The organism is Geoalkalibacter ferrihydriticus DSM 17813 (assembly GCF_000820505.1).
Classification (GTDB): Bacteria; Desulfobacterota; Desulfuromonadia; order Desulfuromonadales; family Geoalkalibacteraceae; genus Geoalkalibacter; species Geoalkalibacter ferrihydriticus.
Map to the genome: position 1 here is coordinate 1 of NZ_JWJD01000015.1, position 8,282 is coordinate 8,282.

Here is an 8,282-nt window from a genome sequence, read left to right on the forward strand (position 1 = left end):
GCCCGAGGCAAACACCAGCTTGTTGTTGGGGCCCAGGGGATGGCAGGTGGGGGGCACTTCCTTGGCCACCACCGCCGAGGTCAGACCGCGGCCGCCAAGTCCGGCCCAATCAGCGGGGCAGTCTTCGACGGAGGTGGTCAGATTGGTCATGTTGACGCGGAAAATCTTGTCCATTTTTGGGTACTCCCTTTCTTTGACACCAGGGTGACAGATCGCTTTGTCTCCTTTCCGAAAGGGAGGCTCCGCCGTTTCCAGCGAAACCCATTGGCCAAGGACCCTAGACGTAAATCCTTAGGTCGAATGGCTCGGAGCAATTTTTTACACAAGAGGCCCGGACCCTCTGGGTCCAGGCCTCTTGTGCCGCGGAACCTAATGACTTACATGGCCGCCTTGAAAATGCCGATCACGCAATCCAGGGTCGCGGTGCGCGGATTGGTCAGCATGCAGGCATCCTTCATGGCGTTTTCCGCCATGATGCGCAGGTCAGTTTCCTGCACGCCGAGGTCGCTCAGCCCGGCGGGGATGCCGATGTCCAGGGACAAGCGGCGGATGGCGGCGATGCCCACATCCGCGGCTTCCACCGGTGAGAGACCGGTGATGTCTTCGCCCAGGGCCACGGCGATGTCGGCAAAGCGGCCCGGGTTGGAGATCATGTTGAATTCGCACACCGCCGGCAGCAGGATGGCGTTGCACACACCGTGGGGCAGGTTGTAGAAGCCGCCGAGCTGGTGGGCCATGGCGTGCACATAACCGAGGCTGGCGTTGTTGAACGCCATGCCCGCAAGGTATTCGGCGTAGGCCATCTTGTCGCGGGCTTCGAGGTTTTGCCCGTTGGCCACGGCGGGGCGCAGCCAGTCGCTGATGAGTTCCATGGCCTTGATGGCGCAGGCGTCGGTGATGGGGGTGGCGATGGTGGAGACATAAGCTTCCACCGCGTGGGTGAGGGCGTCCATGCCGGTGGCGGCGGTCAACCCTGCGGGCTTGCCGACCATCAGTACCGGATCATTGATGGCGATGTTGGGGGTGCAGCGCCAGTCGACGATGGCCATTTTCACTTTGGTGTCGGTGTTGGTGATGATGCAGAAGCGGGTCATTTCGGAGGCGGTTCCGGCGGTGGTGTTGATGGCGACGAAGGGCGGCATGGGCTTGGTACTCTTGTTGACCCCTTCGAAGTCGCGGATGTTGCCGCCGTTGCCGATCACCAGGCCCACCCCTTTGGCGCAGTCGTGAGAGCTGCCGCCGCCCAGGGAGATGATGGCGTCGCATTTGTTGTCCTGATAGACCTTGACGCCGGCTGCCACGTTTTTATCGGTGGGATTGGGCTCGGCGCCGTCGAAAATAACAACCTGTACGCCGGACTTTTCCACCTGCTTCTTGATCTGGTCCGCCATGCCGGCGCCGCTGAGTCCTTTGTCGGTGACGATGAGGGCCTTCTTGGCGCCCAGCGCTTTGACTTGTGCCCCGGCTTCCTTGGACGAGCCGACACCCATGAGAGATACGGTAGGGATGAAAAAACCGAAAGTTTGTTCGCCTAATGCCATTGGATGTTTCCTCCTTGGAACGTTGGTGGTGACCTGAATTACAGGTATCAAGGTGGTGAGTACCGGCCGGCCCGGCGTCTCACCGATGAATCTGCGGCGCCTGCGGATATTTCGTAAACATCATCAATGGCAATTCCCGTACCAAGGATCTTTAGAACGAAGTTATTCGCTGGGAAGCTCTTTCAGAATGCTCGAGAGTGCCGTAAACATATAGGTTGCGAAGTTTTGTAGACGCAAAGATGCAACTTGGTTCCGTTTGCCGAGAGCGCAGTCATCACTGGTCCGGGTTGGAACATGTGAGCCAATATGGAGCGGATGGTGGGCCGGAATGGATCGCTTGAGCCTGGTGCATTCTAAAACAAAAAGCATTAATCCAGCGTAACCTCCGGGGCGCCAAAAAATACAGCGGGACTCCACCGGTCAGGGGCTTTCCTTTGTGTTCTCGGTGTCTCAGTGGCGAAAAACACTGCCTGACAGATGTCTGGTCTCGGTCGTGGGCATAGCGTAAACGGAATTGGTACCCATCTTGTAACTCAAGGGGGCGAGGCGCGCTGTTTGCGCAACCGTTTGGAGCAGCACAAGAAATTTCCGTCAGATTCAGGAGCAGAGAAGGAGATGTCGATTATGGGTGCCAAAAAAGCAGTGCGTAAAACCAATATCCTTTCCGTGCGGATTTCCGATCACGAAATGGAATTTGTCCACAAGATCATGGAGAGGAGCAGCAAAAGCGCCTCTGAAGTCATGCGCGAGGCCTTTCGCGTTCTCTGTGAGCGCGGCGACATGCCCATGCACGAAAGCCGTCAATGAGCCCCAACCATAGGCTGTTCTTCTCAGCCGAAGCGCTGGTTGTCGGGAGCGATTGATCCAAGGTGGATCAGTGACGGCAAACTGGTGTAGCATGGTTCAGATTTTCCAGGCTTTTTCAGGCAAAACCTTTTGACGCCGCATCGAAAAGGTGCCCGGGCGGGAGCGTAGCATTCGTGAATATCAGCAAGTTTGTCACGCCGGAAATTATTTTCGGCTGCGGATCTCTCAGCCAGGTCGGAGAAAGTGCCCGGCGTCTGGGGGCTTCCAAGGTGTTCGTGGTCAGCGACGAGGGCGTGATCCGTGCCGGTTGGGTGGAAAAGGCCCTGCATTACCTGCACGCTGTGGGGCTCAAAACCGCGGTATTTTCGTCTTTGACCACCAATCCCAAGGATATCGAGGTTACCGAGGGTGCGGCACGTTATCTGGCCTCGGGCTGCGACGCCATCATCGCCGTGGGTGGGGGTAGTCCCACCGATGTCGCCAAGGCCGTGGCGATCCTCGTCACCAACGGCGGGAAAACCTGCGACTACGAGGGTATCAACCGCATCAATCGCCCCCTGCCGCCCATGGTCAGTGTGCCCAGTACCGCCGGTGCCGGTTCGGAAGTCAGCCAGTTCGCCATCATCATGGATACCGAGCGGCGGCTGAAGATGTCCATCATTTCCAAGTCCCTGGTGCCCGATATCGCCATCGTCGATCCCGAGCTGCTGCGCACCAAGGATGCACAACTGGCCGCCGCCACCGGGCTGGATGCCCTGACCCACGGCATCGAGTCCTATGTCTCCCTGGCCAGCACCCATCTGACGGAAATCCACGCATTGAAGGCCGTCGAGCTGATTTCGCGCTATCTGCGTCGGGCGGTGGTCGACCGCAACGATATGGAAGCCAATACCCACATGGCCATGGCCAGCCTCTCGGCGGGCATCGCTTTTTCCAACGCCATCCTCGGCGCGACTCACGCCATGGCCCACCAGGTCGACGGGCAGCTTGATCAGCATCACGGCGAGAGCAATGCCGCGCTGCTGCCCCATGTCATGGAATTCAATCTGCCGTCCTGCCCGCAACGCTATCAAAAACTGGCGGCCGCGCTGGGCATGGATGTGCGCGGCTATGATTCCTTGCAGGCCGGCGCCCAGGCCATCACGGCGGTGCGCGAACTGCTGGTGGATATCGGCCTGAATCAGGGTCTGGCCGCGTTGGGATTGAACGAGGCGGTCATCCCGGCGCTGAGCAGCAACGCCCTGCGCGATGCCTGCCTGGTGACCAATCCCCGCAATGCCTCCCGCGCGGAGATCGAAGAAATTTTCCGGCGCGCGCTCTAAGAAGGCGGGAGCTGTGGATTCAGTGAACGAAAGCGACGTCATGGACGAGAAAAATACGCTCATTGAGCAACTGACCGGGGTGAATTCCTCCAAACTCAACTATTACCTCGAACTCAAGCAGCGCAATGCCGAAATTCTCAAGCAGAACAGCCGCCTTGAGATTCTGCAGCAACTCACGCGCGACATGAACATCGACCTGTCCCTGGAAGACATCCTCGAGCGTGCCTTCGCCAAGCTGCCCCAGGCCCTGCCCTGCGATTTCCTCGGGCTGGCGACTCTGGTCAAGGACCAGCTGGTTCTCAAATCCATGGTGCCCAAGGATTTCATGGAGGCCGGCGTCCTGCCCGAGCATGCCCTGTCCTGGCAGGTGATCCGCACCCGCCAAGCGGGTATTTTCGACCCCCGGCCCAGTTATCGCTCGCACCTGCGCCACAACGCCTCCTATCCCTCGCCCCTGCGCTCCCTGGCGGCGGCTCCGGTCATCGAGCGTACCGATGTGATCGGGGTGCTGCTCGTCGGCAGCGTCGCAGAGGGGGCTTACAGCGATGCCGAGCTGCGTTTCGTGCAGCATCTGGCCGACCAGTTGGCGATCAGCATCAAGAACGCCCATCTTTACAAGCAGGTATTTCGCGCCAAGAAAGAGTGGGAAGAAACTTTCAAGGCGGTGACCGATCCCATCGTGCTCATCGATACGGATTATAATCTGCTGTTGCACAATGACCGCCTGCCCGAGGAAATGAGGGAGAACTGGTTGCGCAGCGAGAGCGACAAATGCCATCAACGCCTTTACGGTTTGTCCCATCCTTGCAGCGAATGCCCTGTCGAAGAGGTCAAGCGTCGGCACCAGCCTGTTCATCATCGGACTCAGACCAAATCCGGCCTGCTCTTTGACATCTCTTACTATCCGGTGTTCAATGAGGAGGGGCAGGTGGTGGCTATCACCGTGTTCATGAAGGACGTGACCGAAAAGACCAAAATGGAGGTGCGCCTGGTTCAATCGGCCAAACTGGCGGCCATTGGTGAAATGGCCGCGGGCGTGGCCCACGAGCTTAACAGCCCCATGACGGTGATCATCGGCACCGCCCAGATGCTGGCGCGCGATTTCGATGGCCGGGACGCCGAGCGCGAGGCCCTGGGCGATATCATGCATTGCGGGCTGCGCTGCAAGCGCATCATTCAGAATCTGCTGACCTACTCCCGCCAGGATCAGGCGCCCATGGCGGAAACGGATCTCAATGCCGAGGCGCGTCGGGTGCTGAGTCTTATCAAGTACCAGATCAATCGCAGCCAGATCCGCATCGTCGAGGATCTCGATCCCGCCTTGCCGCGCATTGCGGCCAACGGGCAGCAGATCCAGCAGGTGCTGACCAATTTTCTGGTCAACGCCCGCGACGCCTTGAACGGTTCCGAGGATCGTGAAAAAACCATCATCGTTGCATCGCGGATGGTGGAAAAGGAAGGACGGCACTGGGTCGTGGTCAGCGTGCGGGACAACGGTGTCGGTATCGAGCCGGAAAATCTGCAGAAAATTTTTACGCCCTTCTACACCAGCAAGGAAGCGAGCAAGGGCACGGGCCTGGGACTTTCGGTGAGCCTGGGCATCGCCGAAACGCACCATGGGCGCATCGAGGTCGAGAGCCGGCCCGGTGAGGGCAGTACCTTTTCCTTGTTGCTGCCGGCGGACTGACGGGTGTCGGGAACGCAAACCTGGCAAGGATGAGGTGAAACGGGCGTGATGGATGCAACGCGGGTATTGATTGTCGACGATGAAGTGGATGTCTGCACTTTTTTGCGGCGTCTGCTGAGTCGCAAGGGCTATGCGGTGACCACCGCGACCAACGAGGGCGAGACGTTGGCGGCTTTGCACGAGGGGGCCTTCCAGGTGGCGATGGTCGATCTCAAGCTGCCCGATACGGACGGGCTGACGCTGCTGCGCCATATCAAAGCCCATCACCCGGTGTGCGAAGTGATCATCATGACCGGCTTCAGCACCATCAAGACGGCGGTTGCCGCCATGCAGATGGGCGCCTACGAATATGTGGAAAAGCCCTTCGACGACATCGCCGAAATTGAGCTGCTGGTGCATAAGGCGGCCCGCCAGGGCAGCCTCGCGCTGGGCGGAGAGGGCGACGAGGACTGGGCCGGTATCGCGCGCGCCGTCGGCTTTCAGGTCGGCCGCTCGGTGGTTATGCGCCGGCTGGTGTCTCTGGCCTATAAAATCGCCAACAAAAACATCAATGTGCTGATCCAGGGCAAGACCGGTTGCGGCAAGGAGGTGCTGGCCCGCTTCATCCATGCCGTCTCCAGTCGCGCCGACCAGGCCTTTTTCCCCATCAACTGCGCGGCCCTGCCCGAGAATATGCTGGAAAGCGAGCTGTTCGGCCATGAGCGGGGTTCGTTCACCGGCGCCGGCAATCTGCGCCGAGGCATCTTTGAGTTGGCCCATCGCGGCACCCTGTTCCTCGACGAAATCGGCGACGCCAGCCCGGCCATCCAGGTTAAATTGCTGCGGGTGCTTGAAAGCGGTGAATTCATGCGGGTGGGGGGCGAGAAGCCGATTCGCTGCAATGTGCGTTTGATCTCGGCAAGCAACGTCAACCTCGAAGACGCCGTGCGCAAAAAGCTCTTCCGCGAAGATCTCTACTATCGGCTCAACGTGATTCGCCTTGAGCTGCCCAGCCTTGCCGAACGGCGCGAAGATATCCCCGAACTGGCCGAATTCTTTCTCCGGCAGAACAACCCCTCTCTGAGCCTCTCACCGGCGGTCATCAGCCTGTTGCAGCAACATTGCTGGCCCGGCAATATTCGCGAGCTGGCCAATGTGCTGCGGGGGGCGGCGGCTTTTTGCAGCGGCGCGACAATCCAGCCGCAGCATCTCGGCCGTTTTGTGCCGGTGGTCGAAACTCCCGGTGTCGGGTCCGAACCGGAGGCGGGAGCGGACATGTCGCTGGATTTTCTGGATTGGTTCGGCGGCGAGGAGGGGCTCGCACAATGGCCCGCGCAAAAACTCGATGAATTGCTGGGCAGGGCACAGGAATTTGAGTGCGTGCTGCGTAAACTCACGGGCCGCTCTGGTCCGCCACAGGGTTCAAGTCTGGGCTTGCACGACGCGGAACTTGATACCATCCGCACCGCTCTGCAACGCAACCACTGGAACATCTCCGCCGCCGCCCGCCAACTCGGCATCGGTCGCAACACCCTGCACCGCAAAATCAAAAAATACGACCTGCGTTCAAGCTAAAGATAAAAATCTTTTCACCGCTAAGGGCGCGGAGATCGCGGAGGAAATCCTGAGGTCCAAAAAATCTCTTCTTCAGGTTTCTCTGTGTCCTCGGCGGTAAAAAAGATCTCACAGCGGCATGACGTGCAGATCCATGTCGAGCAGATCGATGAGCAGCTTGCGGCCGCGCAGGGGTTCGCCCACGCCGATGAGAATCTTGCACGCCTCGGCGACTTCGAGACTGGCCACCAGCGCCGGGGTGAAGGACGGATTGCCCAGCGTTTTTTCCGCGCCCTTGCCGTCGACGCCGTGGGCATAAATGCGCTGCAGGTGATTCTCGCCGGGAAACTGGGTGAAGACCTGCCCGTACCAGCCGGCGATGGCGCCGTGTACCATGGGAATGCCCAGTCCGTCACAGACCTCGGCCAGCTCCAGGCGCACACGAATGCTGTCCAGAGCGTCCACTGCCAAAGCGCAGCCATTGAGCAACTCGGCGCCATTGTCGCGACCAAAAGCCAGCTCCTGGGGAATCAGGGTCACTGCCGGGTTGACTTCGGCGACGCGCTCGAGGGCGGCTGTTGTCTTGCTCTGGCCCAACCGCGCCGGAACGCTGAACATCTGACGGTTGAGGTTGTGTTCCTCGAAAACATCGGGATCAATGGCCACAATGGTTCCCACTCCCAGGCGCGCCAGTTCTTCAATGACATAGCCGCCCAGACCGCCGCAGCCGATGACCGCCACCCGCGAACGATGCAGCTTGAGCTGCTGGGCGGTGCTGATGCCTTTGCGATTACGCTGGTAGCGGGCGGGCAGAAGCTGCGCCTCGAGCAGCACTTCTTCTACCTTGGCAAGCGGTAATCCAAAACGCGCGGCCGCCTCCTGCTGGATCGCCCAGGCCACCAGATCGTCCGCTGTCTGCGCGCGCACAAATTCAAGCAGATCCCTCATCTCAACCCCCTCCTACCAGGGGAAACAGCGCCAGAGTGTCGCCCTCGTGCAATTGGCTTTCCAGCGGCGCATGGCGTCCGTTAACCATGACCATGCCCAGGGCTTCCTCGGCGATCTCCAGCTGTGCTACCACCTGACGGATCGTGGTGCCCTCGGGCAGCTCTTTTTCCTCTTGTTTGAAGCGTTCGTTGCGGAAAGTGGCAAAGAGTTTGATGAGAACCTTCATGGGGTGTCTCCTCATGCTGTGATTGAAAAATCGCCCGCCGCCCCGAGTGGGAGCGGCGGGCGGGTAAGGTTGCAAAGGGCCGCAGTGGCAGGGAGCGACTCCGGCTTTTATCCCATCATGCTAGAAATTCCAGAATTCGTCAATTTCCGCGTCGGTGTAATCCCAGACCGCGTTGTGCGGCGGCACCGGCTCGCTGAAGAATTCGGGCAGCCGGTCGT

Annotated in this window: 8 protein-coding genes and 1 riboswitch; of the genes, 4 read left to right on the forward strand and 4 right to left on the reverse strand. The window is 59.7% G+C overall.

From position 1 onward, the window contains the following. Together GFER_RS18450 and GFER_RS17180 are read right to left on the reverse strand one after the other, a co-directional pair. A partial coding sequence (locus GFER_RS18450; RefSeq protein WP_327050349.1) for an aldehyde ferredoxin oxidoreductase N-terminal domain-containing protein occupies nucleotides 1-174 on the reverse strand: 174 nt, incomplete at its 3' end. 30 nt (nucleotides 175-204) lie between these two features. Further along, nucleotides 205-323, reverse strand: a riboswitch (molybdenum cofactor riboswitch). A 54-nt stretch (nucleotides 324-377) separates the two neighbouring features. Then, nucleotides 378-1,541, reverse strand: coding sequence for an iron-containing alcohol dehydrogenase (locus tag GFER_RS17180; protein ID WP_040101296.1), 1,164 nt, complete (start codon nucleotides 1,539-1,541; stop codon nucleotides 378-380). A 624-nt stretch (nucleotides 1,542-2,165) separates the two neighbouring features. On the opposite strand from GFER_RS17180, the gene GFER_RS17185 reads away from it, so the two are divergent. The 4 genes from GFER_RS17185 (at nucleotide 2,166) to GFER_RS17200 (ending at nucleotide 6,911) form a co-directional block, all read left to right on the forward strand. Continuing rightward, nucleotides 2,166-2,348, forward strand: a complete 183-nt coding sequence (locus GFER_RS17185) for a hypothetical protein (RefSeq protein ID WP_040101297.1) — start codon at nucleotides 2,166-2,168, stop codon at nucleotides 2,346-2,348. Between the two features lie 173 nt (nucleotides 2,349-2,521). Next, nucleotides 2,522-3,670: an iron-containing alcohol dehydrogenase gene (locus GFER_RS17190; RefSeq protein WP_040101298.1), complete on the forward strand. Its 1,149-nt coding sequence runs from the start codon at nucleotides 2,522-2,524 to the stop codon at nucleotides 3,668-3,670. A 40-nt stretch (nucleotides 3,671-3,710) separates the two neighbouring features. Further along, nucleotides 3,711-5,357 carry a GAF domain-containing sensor histidine kinase gene (locus GFER_RS17195; protein WP_040101302.1) on the forward strand — a complete coding sequence of 549 codons (1,647 nt, stop codon included), beginning with the start codon at nucleotides 3,711-3,713 and terminating at the stop codon, nucleotides 5,355-5,357. A 48-nt stretch (nucleotides 5,358-5,405) separates the two neighbouring features. Continuing rightward, nucleotides 5,406-6,911, forward strand: coding sequence for a sigma-54-dependent transcriptional regulator (locus tag GFER_RS17200; protein WP_040101299.1), 1,506 nt, complete (start codon nucleotides 5,406-5,408; stop codon nucleotides 6,909-6,911). A gap of 108 nt (nucleotides 6,912-7,019) precedes the next feature. Here GFER_RS17200 and GFER_RS17205 read toward each other — a convergent pair whose 3' ends face one another. Then, entirely contained in the window at nucleotides 7,020-7,838 is an 819-nt protein-coding gene (locus GFER_RS17205) for a HesA/MoeB/ThiF family protein (protein ID WP_040101300.1), read from the reverse strand. A 1-nt stretch (nucleotide 7,839) separates the two neighbouring features. Beyond that, a complete protein-coding gene (locus tag GFER_RS17210) occupies nucleotides 7,840-8,064 on the reverse strand; it encodes a MoaD/ThiS family protein (RefSeq protein WP_040101301.1) in 225 nt (74 codons plus the stop codon). Nucleotides 8,065-8,282 lie beyond the last annotated feature (218 nt).

What these genes read in the sequence shown, in the direction of transcription:
- GFER_RS17200 (WP_040101299.1), top strand. Translation starts at nt 5,406, where the DNA reads ATGGATGCAACGCGGGTATTGATTGTCGACGATGAAGTGGATGTCTGC.
- GFER_RS17210 (WP_040101301.1), bottom strand. Translation starts at nt 8,064, where the DNA reads ATGAAGGTTCTCATCAAACTCTTTGCCACTTTCCGCAACGAACGCTTC.
- GFER_RS17180 (WP_040101296.1), bottom strand. Translation starts at nt 1,541, where the DNA reads ATGGCATTAGGCGAACAAACTTTCGGTTTTTTCATCCCTACCGTATCT.
- GFER_RS17205 (WP_040101300.1), bottom strand. Translation starts at nt 7,838, where the DNA reads ATGAGGGATCTGCTTGAATTTGTGCGCGCGCAGACAGCGGACGATCTG.
- GFER_RS17195 (WP_040101302.1), top strand. Translation starts at nt 3,711, where the DNA reads ATGGACGAGAAAAATACGCTCATTGAGCAACTGACCGGGGTGAATTCC.
- GFER_RS17185 (WP_040101297.1), top strand. Translation starts at nt 2,166, where the DNA reads ATGGGTGCCAAAAAAGCAGTGCGTAAAACCAATATCCTTTCCGTGCGG.